The following is a 23,800-nucleotide window of genomic DNA, read 5'->3' on the forward strand; positions in this document are numbered from 1 at the left end:
GGCTTCAGCCGCGAACGGTGCGGGATGATGCAGACAGCTCGCGGCTAAAGCCCTTTCCACAGGCAAGTGACAGTGAGCGTAGGGTGGACATGGCGAAGCCTTGTCCACCGGCACGCTTTGCCTCACGGCTCAGGCTAATCCGCCTGGGCGACTGGCGCTTGCAGGGGAAGGAAGGCCGGTAGTTCGATCTCGCCTTGCAGCGGTTCCATCGCCAGCTGCCAGGAGCTGTTAAACAGGTACTGGCCACTAAAACCACTGAGTTGAAGGCCCAGCACCTCACCCGCTTGTAGCGCGCCGCTGACGGCATTCAGCTCGATTTTCGCTTTACCGGTCAGCGGGGTGACCTGTTCGCTGAGAACCTCGATACGACCATCCAGGCGTTGCACCGCAACGGCGGCGAATAGCACCGGGGCATCCGGCTGGCGGCGCAGGTGCAGTGTGGGCGCGCCGATAAAGGCGCTGGCCTCGTCGGCTTCGCGCAGCGCGACGAAGCGCGTCGGGGTCAGCCAGCCGCTGGTTAGCGGGCGCAGGGCGATAGTCGGCAGGGGCAGGCGTGCGTCTGCGGCCGGTACCTGTTCAAGGGCCAAGCCCTGCGTCAGGTCGAGGCTCAGGCACAGTTGGGGAATGCTCGCGGCGGCACCGTTGCGGCCGCGCAGTTTGTCTTCATACCAGGTGACGATGGCCTGGTAGAGGTTGATCGCCCGCTCGCCGCAATGCAGCACCGGCTCGTTGTTGAACGGCGGCAGGCCGCTCCAGCGCTGCATGGGCGGTGGCAGGATATGCCCACCCTGCATGCCGAGCAGGCGAATATCCGCCTCGCCCTGTTGCAGGCAATCGCGAATGGCCAGGGCCTGGTTCAACGGAAACAAGGTGTCGCGCATGCCCTGGATCAGCAGTGCATCGGCTTGCGGGCGTTGGCCGCGGGCGCAATAACTGCTCAGGCTGTGGGCTTTCAATTCGGCGCGCACCGCCTCGCGCATCCGGCCATCGGCGCTCTTCAGGTACGGCAGTTGGGCGAAGTGGCCGAGGTCGTAACCGGTCGACAGACCGAGGCCGAGCAGCACGCCGGTCCAGCCGACTTTCAAATGGCTGTCCGGGGCCATGGCTTCGGCCAGGTCGAACCAGGTGGCGATTGGCACGATGGCGTCGATTCGTCGGTCTTCAGCCGAGGCCAGCAGCTGCACCGCGCCGCCATAGCTTTCACCGAGCATGCCGACACGCGGGTCGTTCGGCCCGTCCATGCTCAGGCGCGGCAGGTGAGCGGCAGCCCAATCGATCACTGCCAGGGCGTCCTGTACCTCGTAGTCGGGGTTCATCATTTCGATGTTCCCTGCGCTGCCGCCCCAGCCGCGTTGGTCGTAGCTGATCACCCAGAAACCCGCTTGCCAGGCCTTCAATGCCGCACGCCCGGACATCATCTGAGTGCCGTAGAAGCTGTTCGGCCGCGTCACTCGCCAGCCGCCCCAACCGTGGGTATGCACCACCACGGGCGCGGTTGCACCGGCCTTCAATGCCGGTTGAAACACGGTGGCGGACAGGCGCGTGCCGTCGCGGCCATAAATCACCGCCTGGAAATGCGTGGCGGGCAAGTCGTGCCCGACGCTGGCGCTGAAGTCCGGCAGTTGGTCGCGGGCGGCGCAGCCGCTCAGCAACAGGGTGCAGAGGAGTAATAGAGGAAGGCGCATGACTGGCTCTTATTGGAATAGTCGGCGCCGCGCAGCTTGCCGCAGGGGCGGGCGCTGCGCTGCCCATCCAAGGTCGGGTCAATCCGATCAACGAAGGTGACCTGAGGGTCAGCTTTGCGCGAGAATAGCCGCCTGTTTCTGGAGCCCGCCGAATGTCCCTGTACCCCGATACCCTTCTCGATGACACCCTCGACGCCAGCGGGCTGAACTGCCCCGAGCCGGTGATGATGCTGCACAACAAGGTGCGCGACCTGCCGTCCGGCGGCCTGCTCAAGGTCATCGCCACCGATCCTTCGACCCGTCGCGACATTCCAAAATTCTGCGTGTTTCTCGGGCATGAGCTGCTCGAACAGGCGGAAGAGGCGGGCAAATACCTCTACTGGATTCGCAAGAAGGCCGATTGATGGGCTGGTATTTTGCTTACGGCTCGAACATGAACCCGGCGCGCATGCAGGCGCGCGGGCTGCATGTGCTTGAGGCCATGCGGGGGCGGTTAGCGGGGTATGCGCTGTGTTTTAACAAGCGCGCCCATGACCGCCCTGGGTATGCCTACGCCAACATCTGCTACCAGCGCGATGGGCTGGTCGAGGGCGTGCTCTATCGGCTGGCCGCGCTGGAGGAAATCGCCAAGCTCGACCCGTTCGAGGGCACGCCGATCTACTACAGCCGCGAACGCCTGCCGATTGTCACCGCGCAGGGGGTGCAGCCGGCGTGGGTGTACATCGCCAACCCGGCGTTTCGTCAGGAGGGCCTGTTGCCGGCCAGCGATTACCTGGCGCACCTGCTGGCCGGTCGCGAGTTCTTGTCCGAGGGTTACTACTCGGCGTTGTCCGCGTTAGCGTCCCAGCCGGCCTGACCCGGCGCCAGCCCACAACTTTTCAAGGTCTGCTGCCAGGCGCGCACATGGCGCGCAGTGGCCAGTTCGAACTGCGCCCATAACGAGTGTTCCGCCCCCGCCAGGCTGAGCAGGTAATCGCGCGTGGCCTGCGGAGCCTGTGGCGCGTTGCCGAGTGTGTGCAGCGCCGCGCTCCACGTCTGGCCGCGTTGATGCACCAGGGCCAGGTAAGGCTGCAGGGCGCCGGCGTAAAAGCGGATGAAGATATTCTGCAGAATACGTCCGCGCGCAGTGGCTCGCCCCATGGGGCAAACCGGGCGGCGCTGTTGGCGTTGCTCGAGAATCTCGCTGGCTTGGTTCAACGTGTGGCTGAGGCTGGCCAGGCTGGTGATCAACTGGCCGCCTTGTGGGCTGGCGTGCAGGGCGAAAAACACCGGATCGAGCTTCGTGGCGGTGGGTGGTAGCGTCTCTGGCACGCTATTGGCCAGGGTCGCCAGTTGCGTCAGCGCATCGAGTGCGGCGCTGTCGTCTGGCGTGGTGGTGGGCAGCGCCTGCTCGGCAAAGCGCAGGTAGCGCTCGACTTCCGGGCTGGCATTCAGGGCATTCCAGAATACGGCGGGCAGCTGGGCGCGTTTTTCGCCGGCCAGTTCGCTGAGCGTGCGCTGCAAGGCCTGGTCTGCGCCGGCTTGCAGGCGTGGCAGACAGGCCTCGATGGCGCGCAGCAGGTCGCCTTCGTAGGCCAGCCGGCTGCTGGGCAGCAACTGTTTGCCGAGGATGCTGTTGCGCTGGCTGATCAGCTGTTGCACCTCTGGGCAGCGGCGTATGTCGAGCAACAGGTCGAGCAAGCCGATGCGCACCTCGGGGATGGCCGTGAGCCGTTCGCGGCGTGTCGGCAAGCGGTAGCGGGTCAGCTGGGCGTGATCGAACGTGTCGACCGCATCGCCCTGCGCGGCGTTGTTCAGGCGCTGCAGGTAGTCCGCCTGCAACGCCAGGCCATCGTCGGCCGGGCGGCAGGCGCTGAGCAGGAGTGCGGCGAGAAGGGCGAGGAGTCTGGCGCTCATTCCGCCAGTTTAGCTGTACGGATACGCTGCCGTGCGCTACCTCTGAGGCGAATCGCCAGCATGATCGCGGCGCAGGTCAGGCCGACCACCAAGCCTTGCCACAGCCCGCTCGGGCCGCTGGGCTCGCCGAGCCAGTCGGACAGGCCGAGTGCGTAACCGACCGGCAGGCCGATGCCCCAGTAGGCGAACAGGGTCAGCAGCATGGTCACGCGGGTGTCCTGGTAGCCGCGCAGCGCGCCGGCGGCGGTGACCTGAATGGCGTCGGAGAACTGAAACAGCGCCGAATAGACGATCAGGGTAGCGGCCAGGGCGATCACCGTCGGGTCGGCGGTGTAAATCTGCGCGATCTGCTCGCGCAGCAGTAGCATCAAACTGGCTGACAGGCAGGCATAGACCAGCGCGGTGGCCATACTCACGCCCGCGGCGAAGCGGGCTTGGCGCGGGTCGCCGCGGCCCAACATCTGGCCGACCCGCACAGTGGCGGCCATGCCCAGCGAGTAGGGGATCATGAACACCAGCGAACTGAAGTTCAGGGCGATCTGGTGACCGGCAACCACGGTGGCACCGAGACCGCCGATCAGCAGGGCAATCACCGCGAAAATACTCGACTCGGCGAACACCGCGATGCCGATTGGCAGGCCCACGGCCGACAGGCGCTTGATCACCGCCCACTGCGGCAGCTCGAAACGGCTGAACAATTGGCTCGGTTGGTAGTAGGGCGCCCACTTCACCCACCAGAGCATGCCCAGCAGCATGAAACCCATCACCAGTGCGGTGGCCCAGCCGCAGCCGACACCGCCCATCGCCGGCACGCCGAGCTTGCCGTAGATGAAGATGTAGTTCAGCGGAATATTCAGCAGCAGGCCGCACAGGCCCAGAACCATGCTGGGGCGGGTGCGCCCGAGGCCGTCGCTGAAGCAGCGCAGCACGTGATACAGCGCCACCGCCGGGAAACCGCAGGCCACGGCGCGCAGGTAGCCCATGGCCGGTTCGATCAGGCTGGGCTCGACCTTCATCAGGTGCAAGACGAATTCGGCGTTCCATAAGATCACCGCGGCGCTGCAACCGACGCCCAGCGCCAGCCACAGCGCCTGACGCACCAATGGCCCAATGCTGGCTTGCTCGCCGGCACCGAAACGCTGAGCGACTTTCGGCGTGGTGGCCAGCAGAATGCCGGTCATCAGCAAAAATACCGGCACCCAGATCGAGTTGCCGAGCGCCACCGCCGCGAGGTCATGCGGGCTGACGCGGCCGGCCATCACGGTGTCGACGAAGCCCATGGCGGTGTACGCCAGTTGCGCGATGATGATCGGCGTGGCCAGAATCAATAAGGTGCGCAACTCGGTGAAGACCCGTTGCAGGCGGGATTCGGCAGGTAGGCAAGGCATCCGCTAGCGCTCTCGGAAAACCGCCTAGTCTACGCCTTGACGCCTCGGTCAGGAAAGTCCGTTGCGTCCGCTATAGCGCGCTGCCGGGCGAGGGCGACGGCAGGCGGCAAGCTGCCTTAGAATTAGCGCCTGACTTGTGGAGCCTGCCATGCGAATTGTCGCGGACGAAAACATTCCCCTACTCGATGAGTTTTTTGCCGGTTTCGGCGAGATTTGCCGTTTGCCGGGTCGTGCCATCGACCGCGCCGCCCTGAGCGACGCCGAGTTGCTGCTGGTGCGTTCGGTGACCCAGGTCGACCGTGGGTTGCTCGACGGCAGTCAGGTGCGCTTCGTCGGCACCTGCACCATTGGCACCGATCACCTCGACCTCGATTACCTCCAGCACGCCGGCATCGGCTGGGCCAGTGCGCCTGGCTGCAATGCGCGGGGGGTGGTCGACTATGTGCTGGGCAGCCTGTTGTTGCTGGCGGAAGAACAGGGTGCGGCGCTGCCGGCGCGTACCTACGGCGTGGTCGGGGCTGGCCAGGTGGGCGGGCGTTTGGTCGAGGTATTGCGCGGGCTGGGCTGGTCGGTGCGGGTCTGCGACCCACTGCGCCAGGCGGCGGAGGGCGGCGATTTCGTCAGCCTGGAGGAGGTCATCGCCGAGTGCGATGTGATCAGCCTGCACACGCCGCTTGAGCGCGACGGCGCCCACCCAAGCCACCATCTGTTCGACGCGGCGCGCTTGGCTCGGCTCAAGCCCGGGGCCTGGCTGATCAATGCCAGTCGCGGAGCGGTGGTGGATAACGCGGCGCTGCGCGAGGTGCTTATGCGGCGCGCGGATCTGCGCGTGGTGCTGGATGTCTGGGAGGGCGAGCCGCAAGTGGCGGTCGAGTTGGCCGGCCTGTGCCGCATCGCCACGCCACACATCGCCGGTTACAGCCTGGACGGCAAGTTGCGTGGCACGGCGCAGATCTATCAGGCGTTTTGCCGGTATCGGGGCTGCGCGCCGAGCATCGCCCTGGATGAGTTGATGCCGGCGCCGTGGCTTTCCGAGGTGAGTCTGGATGCGAGTGCCGATCCGGCCTGGGCGTTAGCCACGCTCTGCCGGACGGTCTACGACCCGCGGCGCGACGATGCGGATTTTCGCCGCAGCTTGCGCGGCGATGCGCCAAGCCGGCGGGCGGCCTTCGATGCCTTGCGCAAGCACTACCCGGTGCGCCGCGAAATCAGCGGGTTAAATGTCACGGTGCAAGGCGATGCGCCGGCCCTGGTGCAGATGGTCAAGGCTCTGGGCGCCTCGCTGCGTTGAAGAAAGCATTTGGCCGGCGTGCTGTTGCGGGGAGCCAGGTAGGAGGGGCCTTGGCCGCGAGCTCTGTAGGCTGCCTTGATTCAGCAGTGCTGCGCGTTGCCTGCAGCGCTCGCGCTCAGACCGCCCCCGTAAAGCCTGACGTCTCATGCGATACGTAATAGGGGCAGAGCCAAAAAGAAACGCCCAGGCACGGCCTGGGCGTTGATCGAACAGGTGGGCTCAGCCTTTTTTGTTGGCCGGTGCCACCCAGTTCTTGTCCAGTTCGTTGCAGGCGCGCTGGATCATGTTCTCGGTGATCGGGATCTCGCGACCCTGTGCGTCGATGATCGCGCCGCCGACCGGTTGCTGTGGCTGAGTTGGGGTAACGCGGGGTTGGTTGTGTGTGTTCATTACCTGTCTCCTCATCAGGTGGTGCGCGCAGTCTAGAAGAGCCAGATGAACGCGCGGTGACAGCTCGGTGACGGAAAACCGTCGTAAGTACGTTTCAGGAGTGACGTTGCAGTCACTGTGCCAAAAAAATTAATGCGTTGGAATGGCCCTTCATCGACAACGGGCTGACGAGGTGGTTATGTCGCGGTTTCACCTGGGTTTGATCATCAATCCGCTGGCTGGTCTGGGCGGCCCGGCAGGGCTCAAGGGCAGCGATGGCGTGGCCGAACAGGCGCTGGCCTTGGGCAGCGAGCCGCGTGCCGCGCAGCGTACGCGGACCGCGCTGGAGTGCCTGCGGCCGGTGCAGGAGCGCCTGGAGTTTCTGACCTTTGCTGGGTCGATGGGCGCGGATCTGTTGACGGAAATGGGCTTTAGCTACCGCCTGCTGGGCGAGTTGGCTGCTGGCCCGAGCAGCGCGGCGGACACCCGCAAGGCGGTTGAACTGCTGCAGGACGCCGGCGTTGCGCTGATCCTCTTCGCCGGCGGCGACGGCACCGCGCGCGATATTTGCGCGGTGGCGCGCGAGGGACAGCCGGTATTGGGCATTCCGGCCGGGGTGAAAATCCATTCCGGGGTGTATGCCATCAGCCCGCGCGCCGCCGGTGAATTGACCCGGCGCCTGGTCGAGGGCGGCCTGGTGCGTCTAGCCAGTGGTGAAGTGCGCGACTTGGACGAGTCGGCGCTGCGCGAGGGCCGCGTGGCGGCGCGTTGGTATGGCGAGCTGACCGTGCCGGAAGAGGGCGGCTATGTGCAGCAGGTCAAGCAGGCGGGCGTGGAGTCTGAGGAGTTGGTGCTCAGCGACCTGGCCGCCTGGCTGGAGGACAGCTGGGAGGCGGATGTGCGTTACATTTTCGGCCCCGGCTCGACGCTGCACGGCTTGGCGCAGAACCTGGGTTTGCAGACCACTTTGCTTGGCGTCGACGTGATCGAGAACGGTCAGGTGATCGCCCTGGATGTGCATGAGGCGCAGCTGTACGCGCTGGTGGCGGATCACCCGGCGCGCCTTCTGGTCACCGCCATTGGCGGCCAGGGGCACATCATCGGCCGCGGCAACCAGCAGATCAGCCCGCGCGTGCTGCGCGCCGTGGGCCTCGATCAGCTGCGCGTGGTGGCGACCAAACGCAAACTCGGCACCTTGCATGGCCGGCCACTGCTGGTCGATAGCGGTGATAGCCAATTGGATGATGCGTTTCCCGATGTGGTGCGGGTATGGGCGGGGTACAAGGAAGAGTTGCTGTACCCGCTGGGCAAATGATCGGCGCAGGGCGGTAGCACTATTTCATCTCAGGAGTGGCTTATGACGCGCAAGCACCTTCCTCCCTTTATCCAGCCCGGTGAGCGGGTGGTGCTGTTCGATGGGGTATGCAAACTGTGCAACGGCTGGGTGAAGTTTCTGATCCGCCACGATCACGCGCAGCGTTTGCGCCTGGCCGCCGTGCAGTCGCCAGAGGGGCAGGCGCTCCTCGAATGGTTTGGCTTGCCCACCGAGCGTTTCGACAGCATGGTCTATATAGAAGGCCCTGAGCTGTTCGTGCGCTCGACTGCGGTACTGCGAGTGGTTGCGCAGCTACCTTGGCCGTGGCGTGGTTTCGCCTGGTTGCGGGTGTGCCCGCGCCCGCTGCGCGATTGGTGTTATGAGCGCATCGCCCTGAACCGCTACCGCCTGTTTGGTCGCTACGACAGTTGCCTGTTGCCCGACCCCGATCATGCCCGGCGTTTTCTGCATCGTTGAATGACGCTTGCGTGCGCTTGATGTCGTGCTGTGGAGCCCCCATCTACTGCTGCAAGCGTTTAGCAGGCCGTTGAAACACTACCTGCGTTGGCAATACTGCGTTAAAAACGGCCTCGGAATGCTCATTTACAGCTCGTAAACTGCGCTTCCTCGGCCGTTTTTGCCTTGTCTTGCCTGCCTCGCCTACGTTTTTCAACGGCCTGTTAATCCGCTGGCCGCTGTGGCGCTCTGTCGGTTACGCGGATTGGCCAGGCGCAACCCCTCTGATTTGGTGCCCGTACGCATGCTTTCGATTCTGTCTTCCCGCCAGCGCAATGCTCTGCGCATGGCTTGGCGCTTTATTGCGCCGTATCGCGGTCGCGTGTTCGGGGCCTTGCTGGCGCTGATGTTTACCGCCGGCATCACCTTGTCCATGGGCCAGGGCATCAAGCTGCTGGTCGATCAGGGCCTGGCGACTCAGTCGCCGCAAGCGCTGCAACAGTCCATCGGGCTGTTTTTCGTGTTGGTGCTGGCGCTGGCGATCGGCACTTTTACCCGCTTCTACCTGGTCTCGTGGATTGGCGAGCGGTTTGTCGCGGATATCCGCAAGCGGGTGTTCAATCATCTGATCGACCTGCACCCGGGGTTCTATGAAAGCAACCGCAGTTCGGAGATCCAGTCGCGGCTGACCGCCGACACCACGCTGCTGCAATCGGTGATTGGTTCGTCGCTGTCGATGGCGCTGCGCAACGCGATCATGCTGATCGGCGGCAGCGTACTGCTGGTGGTCACCAACCCGAAACTCAGCGGCATTGTGCTGCTGGCGCTGCCGTTGGTGGTGGCGCCGATCCTGATTTTCGGTCGTCGCGTGCGTCAATTGTCGCGCTTGAGTCAGGACCGCGTGGCCGATGTCGGCAGTTACGTCGGCGAAGTGCTCGGGCAGATCAAGACGGTGCAGGCTTACAACCACCAACGTGAGGACAAGCGCCGTTTCGGCCTGTCCGCCGAAGCCGCCTTCGACACTGCGCGCCAACGCATCGCCCAGCGCGCCTGGCTGATTACCGTGGTGATCGTGCTGGTGCTCGGCGCGGTCGGGGTGATGCTCTGGGTCGGCGGCATGGACGTGATTGCCGGGCGGATTTCCGGCGGTGAGTTGGCCGCCTTCGTGTTCTACAGCCTGATCGTCGGTTCGGCCTTCGGCACGCTCAGCGAGGTGATCGGCGAGCTGCAACGCGCCGCCGGCGCCGCCGAGCGCATCGCCGAGCTGTTGCAGGCGCGCAATGAAATTACCCCGCCGACGGCCGATGGCCTGACGCTGGCGCAGCCGGTGCAAGGGCGTATCGAGTTGCAGGGGCTGCGGTTTGCCTACCCCTCGCGGCCCGACAGCTTCGCCGTGGACGGCATCGACCTCCAGGTCGCGCCGGGCGAAACCCTGGCCTTGGTCGGCCCGTCTGGCGCGGGCAAGTCGACGCTGTTCGACCTGCTGCTACGGTTTTTCGACCCGCAACAGGGCCGCATCCTGATCGACGGTGTGCCGATCCAGCAGCTTGACCCGCGCGAACTGCGCAGCAGCTTTGCCCTGGTGTCGCAGACCCCGGCGCTGTTCTTCGGCTCGGTGGAAGACAATATTCGCTACGGCAAAACCACTGCCAGCCTGGCCGAGGTCGAAGCGGCAGCCAAAGCTGCGCATGCCCACGAATTCATCATGAAGCTGCCGGACGGCTACCAGACCCACCTGGGCGATGCCGGGCTGGGGTTGTCCGGTGGTCAGCGCCAGCGTCTGGCGATTGCCCGCGCCTTGCTGGTGGATGCGCCGATTCTTCTGCTCGATGAAGCCACCAGCGCCCTGGACGCGGAAAGCGAGCACCTGATCCAGCAAGCGCTGCCGCGTCTGATGCAAGGCCGCACCACCCTGGTCATCGCCCACCGTCTGGCCACGGTGAAGAGTGCCGACCGCATCGCGGTGATCGAACACGGCAAGCTGGCCGCCATCGGCCCCCACAGTGAGCTGGTCAACAGTAGCCCGTTGTACGCGCGCTTGGCCGAGTTGCAGTTCAGCAGTGAGGTAGAAGCGTTTAATTGAGGCTGTGGGAGGGGCTTTAGCCGCGATCAGGGTCGTGATTTTGCTCCGTCGCGGCTAAAGCTTCTGCCATCAGCGCGTGACTCAGATGACTTAAAGCGGCTTGGCTTTCGGTCTGATGGTGGCCGCGGCGCCGGCCGAGGCGAGGATAATCGCGCTGATGGCCAGCCATTGGCTCAGGCTCAGGCGTTCGCTCAGGAACAGCAGGCCGGAGAGGGCAGCGATGGCCGGCTCCATGCTCATCAGGATGCTGAAGGTGCGCGCTGGCAGGCGGGTCAGTGCGACCATTTCCAGGCTATAAGGCAGGGCCGAGGAGAGCACCGCCACGCCGAGGGCAATCGGCAGCAGGTCCAGCGAGAACAGGCTGCCACCGGCCTGCGACAAGCCAATCGGGAAGACCAGCAGCGCGGCGACGATAGTGCCCAGCGCTACGGTATGCGAACCATGCTCGGCGCCGGCCTTTTGCCCGAAGACGATATACAGCGCCCAGCACAGGCCCGCCGCCAAGGCCAGGGCCATGCCCACGGGGTCGAGTTGCACGTCGGCCTGCGGGTTCGGTAACAGCAGCCACAGCCCGAATACCGCCAGGGCAATCCAGACGAAATCGAGCAGCCGCCGTGAGGAAAACAGCGCCAGGGCCAGCGGGCCGGTGAACTCCAGTGCCACCGCGATGCCAAGCGGAATGGTCTTCAGCGACAGGTAGAACAGCAGGTTCATCGCCCCCAGGGACAGGCCGTAGGCCAGCAGTGAGCGGCTCGACGCGAGGCTCAGGCGTGCTCGCCAGGGGCGCATCAACAGGCACAGGATCAACGCCGCCAGGCTCAGGCGCAGGGCGGTGGTGCCGGCTGCGCCGATCAGCGGGAACAGGCCTTTGGCCAAGGACGCACCGCTCTGGATGGAAATCATGGCCACCAACAGCAAGGCGATGGGCAATACGACCGGGGATAGCGCAGACGAGCGGGGCATGAGGTGTCCGTGGGCGATCTGGAAATGCAAAACCGGCCGCGAGGGCCGGTTCTGGTACTGCGCCGAACCTTAGCGGTATTCGCAGAGATAAGCCGTATCGACGGCGACTTTCAACTGGAACTTGCTGTCGGCCGGTACGGTGAACTGGCTACCGGCGTTAAAGGTTTCCCAGTTCTCGCTGCCCGGCAGTTTGACGCTCAGGGCGCCAGCGACGACATGCATCACTTCCAGCTGGCTGGTGCCGAACTCGTATTCGCCCGGTGCCATCACGCCAATGGTGGCCGGACCTTCAGCCATACCGAAGGCGATGGATTTGACGGTGCCGTCGAAGTATTCATTGACCTTGAACATCTGCGATTCCTCGGGGAATGGGGTTGAGAAAGGCTCTTTAGCGACAATATGTTGATGACCCCACCCTACGGGTTCGGCGCCCAACAACTCGCGCATATACAGCCCCAAAAAGGGCGAGCAAGTATGCCCAAGCCTTTGTGGTGCGTCATCCGCTTTGCGCGGCTTTATAGCGGCAGCACCAGCGGTAACAGCCGGGCGGTATTACGCGCATCGACCAGGGCACGATGTTGCTGGCCGCTGAACTGCAAACCGGCCAGTTGCAGGGCCGTGTTCAGGCCTACCGAACGCGGCAGTTGACGGGCTTCGGCGAAGCGCCGCTTGAGGTTCAGGTGCGCCACTTGGCTCAGGCAACTGACCAGGTGATGGCGCTGCCAATCCTGCTCCAGCTGGCGGCGGTCGTATTCGCCCCAACTGGCCCAACCGACCAGTCGCGGCTGGTGCGTCAGCAGCCAGCGCTCGAATTGCGGCCAGACGCTGGTCAAGGGCGCCGCGCTGTCGACATCGGCTTGGCTGATATGGGTGAGTTCGCGGCAGAAACTGGTCAGAAATGGCCGGCGCTGCGGCCGCACAAAACGCTGGAAGTGATCCACTTCATGACCGTCGGCACCCACCAGGCTGGCGCCGATTTCGATGATTTCCATGTCTTCCAGGGGCCAGCCGCCTTCTTCGGTGGTGGCCTCCAAATCAATTACCAACCAATGTCCCATAGGCCCTCCGTTGCGCTTGAGGCAGTATGCAAGGCTTTTATGGCTCGGCAAACCCCATGTTAGGCTGAGCTCCACTGGTTTTCGGAGGTGCGTATGGCGAAGGTAGCCTTTATTGGGCTGGGCGTGATGGGGTATCCGATGGCGGGGCATTTGGCACGCGCCGGTCACCAGTTGTGCGTGTACAACCGCACGCCGGCTAAAGCAGCGCAATGGGCGGCGGAGTTTGCCGCAAGCAGTGCGCCAACCCCGCGTGAGGCGGCGCAGGGCGCCGAGTTCGTGATGGTGTGCGTGGGTAACGACGACGACCTGCGCAGCGTGGTGCTGGGGGCTGATGGGGCGTTTGCCGGCATGGCACCGGGGGCAATATTGGTCGATCACACCACCGCCTCGGCGAATGTCGCCCGTGAGCTGGCCGTGCAGGCCAGCGAGCGGCAACTGGGCTTTCTCGATGCGCCGGTATCCGGTGGTCAGGCCGGTGCGCAAAACGCGGCGCTGACCATCATGGTCGGCGGCGAACCCGCGATGTATGCCCGTGCCGAGCCGGTGATCCAAACCTACGCGCGCATGGCCCGCCTGATGGGCGCGACCGGCAGTGGGCAGCTGACCAAGATGGTCAACCAGATTTGCATCGGCGGTTTGGTGCAAGGGTTGTCCGAAGCGCTGCATTTTGCCCAGTGCGCGGGGCTCGACGGCATGGCGGCGATGGAAGTGATCAGCAAAGGCGCGGCGCAATCCTGGCAGCTGGAAAATCGCCACAAGGCCATGTTGGCCGGCGAGTTCGACTTTGGTTTTGCAGTCGATTGGATGCGTAAAGACCTGTCGATCCTGCTCGACGAGGCACGGCACAACGGCGCGCAATTGCCGGTCACGGCGCTGGTCGACCAGTTCTACGCCGACGTCCAGGCCATGGGCGGCGGCCGCTGGGACACCTCCAGCCTGATTGCCCGCCTGAAGGCTCCGCACAAGGCCTGAGAGCTTGTGAAGTGCGACCACCTCCAGGCTGCCGCCGGCGCCTGGAGCGTCCAGATCATGCCGACTGCACGGCGAAATGCGCCCCGTCGTGCAGTCGTAGTAGGCGAGCCCTGCGGTCTGATTTCTGCTGTCTATACTTCGCTGGCAGCCACCTCAGGAATGGCTGTGTTCTCCATCCTTTGGTGAGACAGGCAGGCGCCCTTCATGGACGATCAAGTGCTTTTTTTCGATGACGAGACTTCCATCTGCTCGGACCAACCCGTGTGGCGGGTACTGGCGATTGACGATGATGTCGACTTTCAACGTGCCACCGCATTCGCCCTGAGCGAGCTGGAAGTGCTGGGCGGGCGCATCGAGTTGCAGCAAGCCTTCAGTTACCGTGAAGCCTCCATGTTGCTGGCCGAGCAACGTGACATCGCGCTGATTTTTCTGGACGTGGTGATGGAGACCGACGATGCCGGCCTGCGGTTGGTCAAGGCCCTGCGCGAGGTCATCGGCAACGCCGAAACCCGTGTGGTGCTGCTGACCGGCGAACCGGGCATGGCGCCGGTGCAGGAGGTGATGCGCGATTACGACATCAACGATTACTGGACCAAAAGCGAGTTGACCGCCGAGCGTTTGCTGACCGTGCTAACGGCCGGCGTGCGCGGCTACTCGCAGTTGCGCGCGGTGGCCCGGGCGCGGCGCGGTTTGCAGATGATCGTGGAGTCGAGCAACGCCTTGTTCTGCTCGAAAAACACCCGCGAATTGTCCTCCAAGATTCTTTCCGAAATTGCCTCATTGCTCGATCTGCAAGCCGAGGGCATCGTCTGTGTGCGGTCCGAGGAGGGCGACGCGCAGTCGGCTCCGGCGGTGCGTATCGTCAGTGCCAGCGGGCGTTTCTTCCGCGCCATCGACGGCAACCTGGATAGCCTGGACGATACCGACGTGGCAGCCGCACTGCGGCGCAGCTTGCAGGAGCAGCAAACGTTGCGCCTGGAAACCTGCACGGTGCTGTTCTTTTCACGCTTTCAGGCCGGCGCGGATTACGCCTGCTATGTCGCCACCGAGCGACCGTTGGACGATACCGAACTGGAACTGCTCAAGGTATTCAGTGCCAGTATCAGCCGGGGTTTGTATAACGTTGCGCTGTTCAGTCGCTTGGAGGAGATGGCCTATCAGGACGATTTACTGAAAGTCCCCAACCGCAATGCACTGATCCGCATGCTTGACCTGACCTTGAAGGGCGAGTCGAAGGATGAGTGGGTGCTGGTGTTGATCGATATCGACAACTTTTCCGGCGCCAATACCGCGTTCGGCACCGGTTACGGCGACTTTATTCTCGGCCTGGTGGCGAAGAAACTGCGCGATGCCTTCGACGGCAGTGTCCTGATCGCCCGGGTTCGGGACGATCTGTTCGCCATTCTCGGGCCCGAGTCGCAGGTGCGCGCCGCGGATATCGTCGCCTTGTTCCGGCGGCATAATCGCCCTTATGAACTGGGCCAGGTGCACAGCCTGAGCAGCGTCACCTTGCGGTTGGCCGATTTCACCGGCACTGCCAGCGTAGCGCTACAGGATGCCCGTTTGACCCTCAAGCAGGCCAAGCAGCTCGGCCATGATCAGCATGCGGTGTATGACCCGCACTTGCAGGGCGCGCACGCGGAGTCCTACCGCATGCTGTTGGCGCTACGCGATGCGGTCGAGGCCGGGCGCATCAGCATCGAGTTACAACCGCAGCTCGACTTGCGCACGCACAAGGTCATCGGCGTCGAAGCATTGGCGCGCTGGCGCCAGGCGGATGGCAGGATGGTGCCGCCGGTGCTGTTCATTCCGTTGGCCGAGGCGACGGGCTACATCTTGCCGTTGGGCGATCTGTTGATGCGTTTGGCGTTGCAAGCCGCCAAGCAACTGGCCGAGGCGGGCTACCCGCAGATTCGCGTGGCGATCAACGTCTCGGCGCCGCAATTGCTGCAGCGCGATTTCATCGAGCGCTTTACCAGCCACTTGCAGGCCGCCGGTGTGCGGCCGCAGCAGGTCGAGGTGGAAATCACTGAGTCGGTAGCCATGCGCACCTTCGAAACCGTGTGCGAACAACTGACGGCGTTGCGGCAGATGGGCGTGACCGTGGCCATCGATGATTTCGGCACCGGTTTTTCCTCGCTCAGCTACTTGCGTTTGCTGCCTGCCGACCGCTTGAAGATCGACCGCAGCTTTGTCGAGGAGATCGGTGAACTGGCGGATCAGCAGATGATCGCCGAGGCGGTGATTCAAATCGCCGCGCGGGTCGGCATGCAAGTGATAGCCGAGGGTGTGGAAACCCAGCAGCAGGCCGATTGGATCTTGCAGCACGGTTGCCTGGAGGCGCAGGGTTATCTGTTTGCCAAACCGATGCCGTGTGCCGACTTGCTCACCTGGCTCGCCTCCTGGCCTGGGCGCCAGGCCTGATGCTGGGGCAGCAATGGCGGACCTTGTGCCAGGCCAAGCCCATCAGGCGCAACCTGATGCTGCTGTTTCTGCCCTGGACGCTGTTGATTCTCTTGCTGATGGTCTTGCTGTACGAACGTTTGCTGGATGCCAAGCTTGAGCCGCTGCTGCGTGATCAACAAAACAGCCTGAACGAGGGGGTTGGCGTGCTCAACCGGCACCTGTCGGCGTTGCGCAGTCACGTCAAGTTTCTTACGCATCAGCCGCTGCTGACGAAGGTGCTGGAGGCGTCAACCGAGGAAAATGTCCACGCGCTGAGTCTGCTGTTCCAAGAGTTTTCCGACAGCACGGGGGTTTACGATCGAATCCGCTGGTTGGATGAATACGGTACCGAACGGGTGCGTGTCGATCTGCGCAACGGGCGCTCGGAGGTTGTTGGCGCCGATCAATTACAGAATAAGGCCTCGCGTTATTTCTTCGTCGAGGCGATGAACCTTCCTGTGGATGAGTTTTACCTGTCGCGCTTTGACCTCAGCCAGGACTTTGGTGTGCTTGAGCAACCCCACAAGCCCACCTTGCGCGGTGCCTCTCCGGTATTCGACGAGCAGGGTAAGCGCCGGGGGATTCTGGTGCTGAATTACCTCGGGCAGGTCTTGTTGCAGCGCCTGCGTCAGGTATCCGAAGTCTATGGCGGTAATCTCAGCCTGGTCGATCATGAGGGGTACTGGATGCTCGCGGCCGATCCGCAGGACGCCTGGGGATTCATGTTGAACAAGGCCGATGCGACGCTGGCCAATCGTCATCCGCAGAGTTGGCGCAAGATGCGGGCTGAAAGAAGCGGTGTGTTTACCGACGATACCGGCTTCTGGGCCTATAACTATTTCGATCCGCGCGAGCAAAATGGGGAGCCACAAGTAGCCAGTGAGCAATGGTTGCTGGTTTCTCTCATACCCAGCGAACGCGTGCAGATGTTGCGTTTCGAGGCGTTCTGGCAGGTTTTGATCTTTGTCTGTGTGATGCTGGGTTTGGGCTTGGCGGTGGCAGTACGCTTGGCCATTGCGGAAATTGAGCGTGACCAGGCGCAGCGTGAGCTTGAGTCGAGCAGCCAGGCCTTGGCGCACAGTAATGGCGAGCTGCGGGAAACCGTCGAGCAATTGCAGCGCACGCGCGGTGCCCTGTTGCAGGCCGAGAAACTGTCTTCGCTCGGCACCTTGGTGGCAGGTGTGGCGCATGAACTGAACACCCCGATTGGCGCGGCCAGTGTGGCGGCTTCGACCCTGCACAAGGGCAGTCAGGATGTGCAGAAGAGTTTCCGCGACGGCTTGCAGCGTTCGGTGCTCGAACGGTTCTTGCAGCGCAACGATGAGGGGCTGGCGATAATTCTCGGCAACTTGACGCGTATGGCGCAGTTGACGCGCGCGTTCAAGCAACTGGCCAGTGATCGCGCGAGCACCGAGCGCCGCAGTTTTGATCTGGTCGAGTTGGTGCGTGAGGTGATGTTGGTCTTCGCGCCGAAGCTCAAACAGTCGCCGCACCAGGTTAGCCTGGAAATGCCCGACAGCCTGCTGCTCGACAGTTATCCTGGGCCGCTGGGGCAAATCTTGCAAAACCTGATCGATAACGCCCTGATCCACGCCTTTGAACCTGGCATGCAAGGGCTGGTTAAAGTTCGAGTCGACCACGATGTGCTGGTGCGCAGCTGCTTGATCGAGGTGACTGACAACGGTGTTGGCATGAGCGCTGATGTGCTGGCGAAGATCTTCGATCCATTTTTCACTACACGCCGCGGCCGTGGCGGTACGGGGCTGGGGTTGCACATCACTCATCAGCTGGCGGTGGAGATTCTCGGCGCGGATTTGCAGGTACGTAGTACGCCGGGGCAGGGCACACAATTTCGCTTGCGCCTGGCGTTGGCCTGAGCCAGGCGATGGACGCGTGTCAAATAGCCTGGCAGCCAAGTAAAATCGCGGTTTAGCCTGATAGTCCGATTCGTTTGAGGTTGTTCCGTGATGAATTGCCGTGCCGGCTGTGGCGCTTGTTGTATTGCCCCGTCGATCAGTTCCCCGATTCCGGGTATGCCGCATGGCAAGCCGGCGGGAGAGCGTTGCGTGCAGTTGTCTGCGGATAATTACTGCGGGTTGTTCGGTACACCGGAGCGGCCTGCCGTGTGTTCGGCGTTTTTAGCGGAGCCTGAGGTGTGCGGCAGCAGTCGTGAAGAGGCGATACGCTTTATCGGTTGGCTGGAGCAAAGCACGGCACTGGCCGGTTGACGTAACGACCGGCATGGGCAGACCGATGTGAGGGCGCGGGGGCGGCATGATGGTAGGCACGCAGTGGCTGTTGGGCAGCGTTGCCGTGCTGGCGATGGGCATGGCGCAGGCTGAGCAGTGGCACTTGGTCAAGGATGAGGCCGGCATCCAGGTTTACCTGAGCGAGGTGCCGGGGTCGGAGTATCAGGCCTACCGTGGCGTCACCACGCTGAAGACGGATATGTCGACGCTGTTGGCGTTGCAGGAGGATGTCAGCGGCTCCTGCACTTGGATTCATGCCTGTCGGGAGCAGAAGCTGCTCAAGCATGAAGGTGCGAACAGTTGGACGTACACCCGCTTCGACACGCCCTGGCCGGTCACGCCGCGCGATTCGGTGCTGCGGGTGACCACGCAGTTGGGCGCGGACGGCAGTGTCACTCGGCTTCTGCATGGCGTTGCCGATTATCTGCCAGAGCAGAAAGGCTTTGTGCGGGTGAGTAAGATCGAGGGGCGGTGGTCGTTGACGCCGAGGGCGCCGGGAGGTGTTGAGGTGGTTTATCAGGTGCACACCGAACCGGGTGGTCGCGTACCTTCCTGGCTGGCTAACAGCTTCGTCGTGGATGCGCCGTATAACACCCTGAAGGCGCTGCGCCAGCGTGTCGAAACGCCCTGAAGTGGTTCTTGCAGGTGTAAAAAAGGCTGCCCGCGGGCAGCCTTTTTTATGCGGCGAGAACTGCGTTACTTCTTCAGGTCGCGCTGCGGGTAGCCGGTGTACAGCTGGCGCGGGCGGCCAATTTTGTACGGGCTGGAGAGCATTTCTTTCCAGTGCGAGATCCAGCCGACGGTCCGCGCCAGGGCGAAGATCACGGTGAACATGCTGGTCGGAATGCCGATAGCCTTAAGGATGATGCCCGAGTAGAAATCCACGTTCGGGTACAGGTTGCGTTCTTTGAAGTACGGGTCGGTCAGGGCGATTTCTTCCAGACGCATGGCCAGTTCCAGCTGCGGATCGTTCTTGATCCCCAGTTCTTTCAGGACTTCGTCGCAGGTCTGCTTCATCACCGTGGCGCGTGGGTCGCGGTTCTTGTAAACCCGGTGACCGAAGCCCATCAGCTTGAATGGATCGTTCTTGTCCTTGGCCTTGGCGATGAAAGTATCGATGTTCGATACGTCACCGATCTCGTCCAGCATGCTCAGTACGGCTTCGTTGGCGCCGCCGTGTGCCGGGCCCCACAGCGCGGCGATGCCGGCGGCGATACAGGCGAACGGGTTGGCGCCGCTGGAACCGGCCAGGCGTACGGTGGAGGTCGACGCGTTCTGCTCATGGTCGGCGTGCAGGATAAAGATCTTATCCATGGCCTTGGCCAACACTGGGCTGATCGGTTTGATCTCGCACGGGGTGTTGAACATCATGTGCAGGAAGTTTTCCGCGTAGTTCAGGTCGTTACGCGGGTACATCATCGGCTGGCCCATGGAGTACTTGTAAACCATCGCCGCCAGGGTCGGCATCTTGGCAACCAGGCGCATTGCCGAGATGTCGCGGTGCTGCGGATTATTGATGTCCAGCGAGTCGTGGTAGAAGGCCGACAGTGCACCGACTACGCCACACATCACCGCCATGGGGTGAGCGTCGCGGCGGAAGCCGTTGAAGAAGGTCTTCAGTTGTTCGTGAACCATGGTGTGGTTCTTGATGGTGCCGACGAACTTGGCCTTCTGTTCTGCATTGGGCAGTTCGCCGTTGAGCAGCAGGTAACAGGTTTCCAGGTAGTCGGAGTGTTCTGCCAGCTGCTCGATAGGGTAGCCGCGGTGTAGCAGAATGCCTTGGTCGCCGTCGATGTAGGTGATCTTCGACTCGCATGAGGCGGTGGACATAAAGCCAGGATCAAAAGTGAAACGGCCCGTGGCGGTTAAGCCCCGCACGTCTATTACATCGGGACCAACGGTGCCGGTTAAAACGGGCAGCTCGACGGGGGCTGCGCCCTCGATGATCAACTGCGCTTTTTTGTCAGCCATGTGTGGCCTCCTAGTTATGCTTGAAATCATCTGACAGCCCCCCACGCAGGGCCCGCACCACTATAGTGAGATAAATCCTAAAGTCAATTTGCGAAAACCCAGGCGGCAGAAGGGTTTGAGGGCGGTTTTTTGCGAAAAAAGTGCGCTATTTACGTCATTTATAGGAGGTGCGCAATCCGCATTTAGGTCGAGGCCTTTGCGTTGTCATTAGTAACCTAACTGTCTATACTCTGCGCCCGACCGCCAAGGGCTTTAGGCCCTCATTCTGGTGGTTGTCACTCCTTGGGTGATGGGTACCTGACCAGTGCACTTCCCGACAACTTTGCCCTGATAGTTAGGGGCTCTCAGTGTGATAAAAAGCCGTGAATAGCCAACGACCTGTAAACCTAGACCTTAGGACTATCAAACTCCCAGTCACCGCTTACACGTCCATTCTTCACCGTATATCCGGTGTCATCCTTTTTGTCGGCATTGCCGTGCTGCTGTTCGGGCTCGACAAGTCGCTGGCATCCGAGGAAGGCTTCGCCCAGGTGAAAGAATGCTTGACCAGCCCGCTGGCCAAGTTCGTGATTTGGGGATTGCTGTCCGCTCTGCTGTATCACCTGGTGGCCGGTGTACGCCACTTGATCATGGACATGGGCATCGGTGAGACGCTGGAAGGCGGCAAGCTGGGCTCGCAAATCGTTCTCGTCGTATCGACGATCGTGATCGTGCTGCTGGGGGTGTGGATATGGTAACCAATGTCACGAACTTCTCGCGTTCGGGCCTGTATGACTGGATGGCGCAGCGCGTTTCTGCGGTCGTTCTCGCGGCTTATGTACTGTTCTTGCTCGGCTACATCGTGGTCAACCCGGGTATGGGTTACGCCGAGTGGCATGGTCTGTTCTCCAATAGCGCAATGCGCATCTTCAGTCTGTTGACCCTGGTGGCGCTCAGCGCTCACGCCTGGGTAGGCATGTGGACAATTTCCACCGACTACCTGACGCCGATGGCGCTGGGTAAGTGGGCGACTGTCGTGCGTTTTCTGTTCCAGGCGGCGTGTGGCATTGCCATGTTCACGTTCTTCGTCTGGGGTGTGCAGATTCTTTGGGGTATCTGATTCATGACTAGCATTCGTACACTTTCTTATGACGCCATCATCATCGGTGGCGGCGGCGCGGGTATGCGCGCGGCATTGCAGCTGGCCCAGGGTGGTCATAAGACCGCTGTGGTGACCAAGGTATTCCCGACTCGTTCGCACACTGTGTCCGCTCAGGGTGGCATCACCTGCGCCATCGCTTCGGCCGACCCGAACGACGATTGGCGCTGGCACATGTATGACACCGTCAAGGGCTCCGACTATATCGGTGACCAGGACGCTATCGAATATATGTGCTCCGTCGGTCCGGAAGCGGTATTCGAGCTGGAGCACATGGGCTTGCCGTTCTCCCGTACCGAGCAGGGTCGCATCTATCAGCGTCCGTTCGGCGGCCAGTCCAAGGATTTCGGCAAGGGTGGCCAGGCTGCCCGTACCTGCGCTGCAGCCGACCGTACCGGTCACGCGCTGTTGCACACCTTGTACCAAGCCAACCTGAAAAGCGGCACCTCGTTCCTCAACGAGTGGTACGCGGTTGACCTGGTGAAGAACCAGGACGGCGTAATCGTCGGTGTCATCGCGATCTGCATCGAAACCGGCGAAACCGTTTATATCCGTTCCAAGGCCACCGTGCTGGCCACCGGCGGTGCCGGCCGGATCTACGCCTCCACCACCAATGCGCTGATCAACACCGGTGACGGTGTCGGCATGGCCCTGCGTGCTGGCGTGCCGGTGCAAGACATCGAAATGTGGCAGTTCCACCCGACCGGCATCGCCGGTGCCGGTACCCTGGTAACCGAAGGGTGCCGTGGTGAAGGTGGTTACCTGATCAACAAGCACGGCGAGCGTTTCATGGAGCGTTATGCGCCGAACGCCAAAGACTTGGCCGGCCGCGACGTGGTTGCACGCTCGATGGTCAAGGAAATCATTGCCGGTAACGGCTGTGGTCCCGATGGCGACCACGTGATGCTGAAACTCGATCACCTGGGTGAAGAAGTGCTGCACAGCCGCCTGCCAGGCATCTGTGAGCTGTCCAAGACCTTCGCCCACGTCGATCCGGTGGTTGCACCTATTCCGGTCGTGCCGACCTGCCACTACATGATGGGCGGTGTGCCGACCAACATCCACGGTCAGGCCATCACCCAGGATGCCAACGGCAACGACAAGATCATAGAAGGCCTGTTCGCCGTAGGTGAAGTGGCGTGCGTATCGGTACACGGTGCCAACCGCCTGGGCGGTAACTCGTTGCTCGACCTGGTGGTATTCGGCCGTGCTGCCGGTATCCATCTGGAAAAAGCGCTGAAAGAAGGCGTCGACTACCGTAGCGCTTCCGAGACCGACCTCGAGCTGTCGCTCAAGCGTCTGGCCGGGGTTAACGAGCGTAGCACCGGCGAAGATGTCGCGCCGCTGCGTAAAGAGCTGCAAACCTGCATGCAGAACTACTTCGGTGTATTCCGCACCGGCGAATACATGCAGAAAGGTATTCAACAACTGGTCGACCTGCGTGAGCGGATCGCGAGCGTCAAGATCGCGGACAAGAGCCAGGCGTTCAACACTGCGCGTATCGAAGCGTTGGAACTGCAAAACCTTCTCGAAGTGGCCGAGGCAACTGCGGTGGCTGCGGAAACTCGTAAAGAGTCCCGTGGTGCGCATGCCCGCGAAGACTTCGAAGAGCGTGACGACGAGAACTGGCTGTGCCATTCCCTGTACTTCCCGGGTGAAAAGCGTGTAGCCAAACGCGCCGTCAATTTCTCGCCGAAGACAGTTCCGACGTTTGAACCCATGGTTCGGACTTATTAAGGGTGGCTGATATGTTGCAAGTCAGTGTTTATCGCTACAACCCGGAGCAGGATGCTGCGCCGTTCATGCAGGATTTCCAGATCGACACCGCTGGCAAGGACATCATGGTTCTTGACGTGCTGGCGCTGATCAAGGAACAGGACGAAGGCTTCTCTTATCGTCGCTCCTGCCGTGAAGGCGTGTGCGGTTCCGACGGCATGAACATCAATGGCAAAAACGGTCTGGCTTGTATCACGCCGCTGTCTGCGGTGGTGAAGAACAACAATCTGGTGATCCGTCCGTTGCCGGGTCTGCCGGTCATTCGTGACCTGGTCGTCGACATGAGCATCTTCTACAAGCAGTACGAGAAGGTGCAGCCGTTCCTGCAGAACGATACGCCGGCTCCGGCCATCGAGCGTCTGCAGTCGCCGGAAGACCGCGAGAAGCTGGATGGTCTGTACGAGTGCATCCTGTGTGCGTGCTGTTCGACCAGCTGCCCGTCGTTCTGGTGGAACCCGGACAAGTTCCTCGGTCCGGCCGCATTGCTGCAAGCCTACCGTTTCCTGGCTGACAGCCGCGATACCAAGACTGCCGAGCGTTTGGCCTCGTTGGACGATCCGTTCAGCGTGTTCCGCTGCCGCGGCATCATGAACTGCGTGAACGTGTGCCCGAAAGGTCTTAATCCGACCAAGGCAATTGGCCACGTGCGCAACATGTTGCTGCAGAGCGGTACCTGATTCGCTGTTGTTTGTTAGACCTGTAACACCTGCGGCGCCACCGGCGCCGTAGTTTTAGCCAGAGCCGC

Annotated in this window: 23 protein-coding genes; 15 read left to right on the plus strand and 8 right to left on the minus strand. The window is 62.3% G+C overall.

Going from position 1 to position 23,800, the window contains the following annotated elements; genetic code table 11:
• Positions 1 to 134: 134 nt before the first annotated feature.
• Positions 135 to 1,685, minus strand: a complete 1,551-nt coding sequence (locus tag B3M58_RS09145; RefSeq protein WP_296218501.1) for an alpha/beta hydrolase — start codon at positions 1,683 to 1,685, stop codon at positions 135 to 137.
• A gap of 152 nt (positions 1,686 to 1,837) precedes the next feature.
• On the opposite strand from B3M58_RS09145, the gene tusA reads away from it, so the two are divergent.
• Entirely contained in the window at positions 1,838 to 2,089 is a 252-nt protein-coding gene (tusA, locus tag B3M58_RS09150; protein WP_296218502.1) for a sulfurtransferase TusA, read from the plus strand.
• The gene (locus B3M58_RS09155) at positions 2,089 to 2,541 is read left to right on the plus strand and encodes a gamma-glutamylcyclotransferase family protein (RefSeq protein ID WP_296218504.1); all 453 of its coding nucleotides are present in this window, start codon (positions 2,089 to 2,091) and stop codon (positions 2,539 to 2,541) included. Before tusA ends, B3M58_RS09155 begins: the two co-directional genes overlap by 1 nt.
• Here B3M58_RS09155 and B3M58_RS09160 read toward each other — a convergent pair.
• Together B3M58_RS09160 and B3M58_RS09165 are read right to left on the minus strand one after the other, a co-directional pair.
• The gene (locus tag B3M58_RS09160; RefSeq protein WP_296218505.1) at positions 2,502 to 3,581 is read right to left on the minus strand and encodes a DUF3080 family protein; all 1,080 of its coding nucleotides are present in this window, start codon (positions 3,579 to 3,581) and stop codon (positions 2,502 to 2,504) included. The genes B3M58_RS09155 and B3M58_RS09160 overlap by 40 nt on opposite strands.
• Positions 3,578 to 4,969 (minus strand): MATE family efflux transporter, encoded by a 1,392-nt coding sequence (locus B3M58_RS09165; protein ID WP_296218506.1) that lies wholly within the window; start codon positions 4,967 to 4,969, stop codon positions 3,578 to 3,580. Before B3M58_RS09165 ends, B3M58_RS09160 begins: the two co-directional genes overlap by 4 nt.
• 148 nt (positions 4,970 to 5,117) lie before the next feature.
• Between B3M58_RS09165 and pdxB the strand changes: the two genes are divergently transcribed.
• A complete protein-coding gene (gene pdxB, locus B3M58_RS09170; protein ID WP_296218508.1) occupies positions 5,118 to 6,260 on the plus strand; it encodes a 4-phosphoerythronate dehydrogenase PdxB in 1,143 nt (380 codons plus the stop codon).
• A 219-nt stretch (positions 6,261 to 6,479) separates the two neighbouring features.
• On the opposite strand, the gene B3M58_RS09175 is transcribed toward pdxB, so the two are convergent.
• Positions 6,480 to 6,650, minus strand: a complete 171-nt coding sequence (locus tag B3M58_RS09175; protein ID WP_296218509.1) for a PA1571 family protein — start codon at positions 6,648 to 6,650, stop codon at positions 6,480 to 6,482.
• Between the two features lie 178 nt (positions 6,651 to 6,828).
• Here B3M58_RS09175 and B3M58_RS09180 point away from each other — a divergent pair, with 178 nt between their 5' ends.
• From B3M58_RS09180 to B3M58_RS09190, 3 genes are all read left to right on the plus strand, one after another.
• Positions 6,829 to 7,944, plus strand: coding sequence for an ATP-NAD kinase family protein (locus B3M58_RS09180; RefSeq protein WP_296218510.1), 1,116 nt, complete (start codon positions 6,829 to 6,831; stop codon positions 7,942 to 7,944).
• A 42-nt stretch (positions 7,945 to 7,986) separates the two neighbouring features.
• The gene (locus tag B3M58_RS09185) at positions 7,987 to 8,421 is read left to right on the plus strand and encodes a thiol-disulfide oxidoreductase DCC family protein (RefSeq protein WP_296218512.1); all 435 of its coding nucleotides are present in this window, start codon (positions 7,987 to 7,989) and stop codon (positions 8,419 to 8,421) included.
• Positions 8,422 to 8,704: 283 nt separating this feature from the next.
• Positions 8,705 to 10,483, plus strand: a complete 1,779-nt coding sequence (locus B3M58_RS09190; RefSeq protein ID WP_296218513.1) for an ABC transporter transmembrane domain-containing protein — start codon at positions 8,705 to 8,707, stop codon at positions 10,481 to 10,483.
• 90 nt (positions 10,484 to 10,573) lie between these two features.
• On the opposite strand, the gene rhtA is transcribed toward B3M58_RS09190, so the two are convergent.
• From rhtA to B3M58_RS09205, 3 genes are all read right to left on the minus strand, one after another.
• Positions 10,574 to 11,446 carry a threonine/homoserine exporter RhtA gene (gene rhtA, locus B3M58_RS09195; RefSeq protein ID WP_296218514.1) on the minus strand — a complete coding sequence of 291 codons (873 nt, stop codon included), beginning with the start codon at positions 11,444 to 11,446 and terminating at the stop codon, positions 10,574 to 10,576.
• A 69-nt stretch (positions 11,447 to 11,515) separates the two neighbouring features.
• A complete protein-coding gene (locus B3M58_RS09200) occupies positions 11,516 to 11,797 on the minus strand; it encodes a pyrimidine/purine nucleoside phosphorylase (RefSeq protein WP_296218515.1) in 282 nt (93 codons plus the stop codon).
• 164 nt (positions 11,798 to 11,961) lie between these two features.
• On the minus strand, positions 11,962 to 12,504 hold the full coding sequence (locus tag B3M58_RS09205; protein WP_296218517.1) for an exonuclease domain-containing protein: 543 nt from the start codon (positions 12,502 to 12,504) through the stop codon (positions 11,962 to 11,964).
• 87 nt (positions 12,505 to 12,591) lie between these two features.
• Between B3M58_RS09205 and B3M58_RS09210 the strand changes: the two genes are divergently transcribed.
• The 5 genes from B3M58_RS09210 (at position 12,592) to B3M58_RS09230 (ending at position 18,801) form a co-directional block, all read left to right on the plus strand.
• A complete protein-coding gene (locus B3M58_RS09210; RefSeq protein WP_296218518.1) occupies positions 12,592 to 13,476 on the plus strand; it encodes an NAD(P)-dependent oxidoreductase in 885 nt (294 codons plus the stop codon).
• Between the two features lie 204 nt (positions 13,477 to 13,680).
• Positions 13,681 to 15,900, plus strand: coding sequence for a putative bifunctional diguanylate cyclase/phosphodiesterase (locus tag B3M58_RS09215; protein ID WP_296218519.1), 2,220 nt, complete (start codon positions 13,681 to 13,683; stop codon positions 15,898 to 15,900).
• A gap of 56 nt (positions 15,901 to 15,956) precedes the next feature.
• On the plus strand, positions 15,957 to 17,798 hold the full coding sequence (locus B3M58_RS09220; protein ID WP_296218520.1) for a sensor histidine kinase: 1,842 nt from the start codon (positions 15,957 to 15,959) through the stop codon (positions 17,796 to 17,798).
• 90 nt (positions 17,799 to 17,888) lie between these two features.
• Positions 17,889 to 18,149 (plus strand): YkgJ family cysteine cluster protein, encoded by a 261-nt coding sequence (locus B3M58_RS09225; RefSeq protein WP_296218522.1) that lies wholly within the window; start codon positions 17,889 to 17,891, stop codon positions 18,147 to 18,149.
• A 46-nt stretch (positions 18,150 to 18,195) separates the two neighbouring features.
• Positions 18,196 to 18,801: an START domain-containing protein gene (locus tag B3M58_RS09230; RefSeq protein WP_414704068.1), complete on the plus strand. Its 606-nt coding sequence runs from the start codon at positions 18,196 to 18,198 to the stop codon at positions 18,799 to 18,801.
• A gap of 65 nt (positions 18,802 to 18,866) precedes the next feature.
• Here the strand turns inward: B3M58_RS09230 and gltA are convergent, their stop codons facing one another.
• On the minus strand, positions 18,867 to 20,141 hold the full coding sequence (gltA, locus tag B3M58_RS09235; protein ID WP_296218523.1) for a citrate synthase: 1,275 nt from the start codon (positions 20,139 to 20,141) through the stop codon (positions 18,867 to 18,869).
• Positions 20,142 to 20,503: 362 nt separating this feature from the next.
• Here gltA and sdhC point away from each other — a divergent pair, with 362 nt between their 5' ends.
• From sdhC to B3M58_RS09255, 4 genes are read left to right on the plus strand one after another with little or no spacing between them, the layout of a single operon-like run.
• Positions 20,504 to 20,878, plus strand: a complete 375-nt coding sequence (sdhC, locus tag B3M58_RS09240) for a succinate dehydrogenase, cytochrome b556 subunit (RefSeq protein ID WP_296218525.1) — start codon at positions 20,504 to 20,506, stop codon at positions 20,876 to 20,878.
• Positions 20,872 to 21,240 carry a succinate dehydrogenase, hydrophobic membrane anchor protein gene (sdhD, locus tag B3M58_RS09245; protein WP_296218526.1) on the plus strand — a complete coding sequence of 123 codons (369 nt, stop codon included), beginning with the start codon at positions 20,872 to 20,874 and terminating at the stop codon, positions 21,238 to 21,240. The genes sdhC and sdhD overlap by 7 nt, the downstream gene beginning before the upstream one ends.
• 3 nt (positions 21,241 to 21,243) lie before the next feature.
• A complete protein-coding gene (sdhA, locus tag B3M58_RS09250) occupies positions 21,244 to 23,016 on the plus strand; it encodes a succinate dehydrogenase flavoprotein subunit (RefSeq protein WP_296218527.1) in 1,773 nt (590 codons plus the stop codon).
• 11 nt (positions 23,017 to 23,027) lie between these two features.
• Positions 23,028 to 23,732, plus strand: coding sequence for a succinate dehydrogenase iron-sulfur subunit (locus B3M58_RS09255; RefSeq protein WP_296218528.1), 705 nt, complete (start codon positions 23,028 to 23,030; stop codon positions 23,730 to 23,732).
• The last annotated feature ends 68 nt before the right edge of the window (positions 23,733 to 23,800 follow it).

Source organism: Pseudomonas sp. UBA2684 (genome assembly GCA_002354655.1).
In the GTDB taxonomy this organism is placed as follows: domain Bacteria; phylum Pseudomonadota; class Gammaproteobacteria; order Pseudomonadales; family Pseudomonadaceae; genus Aquipseudomonas.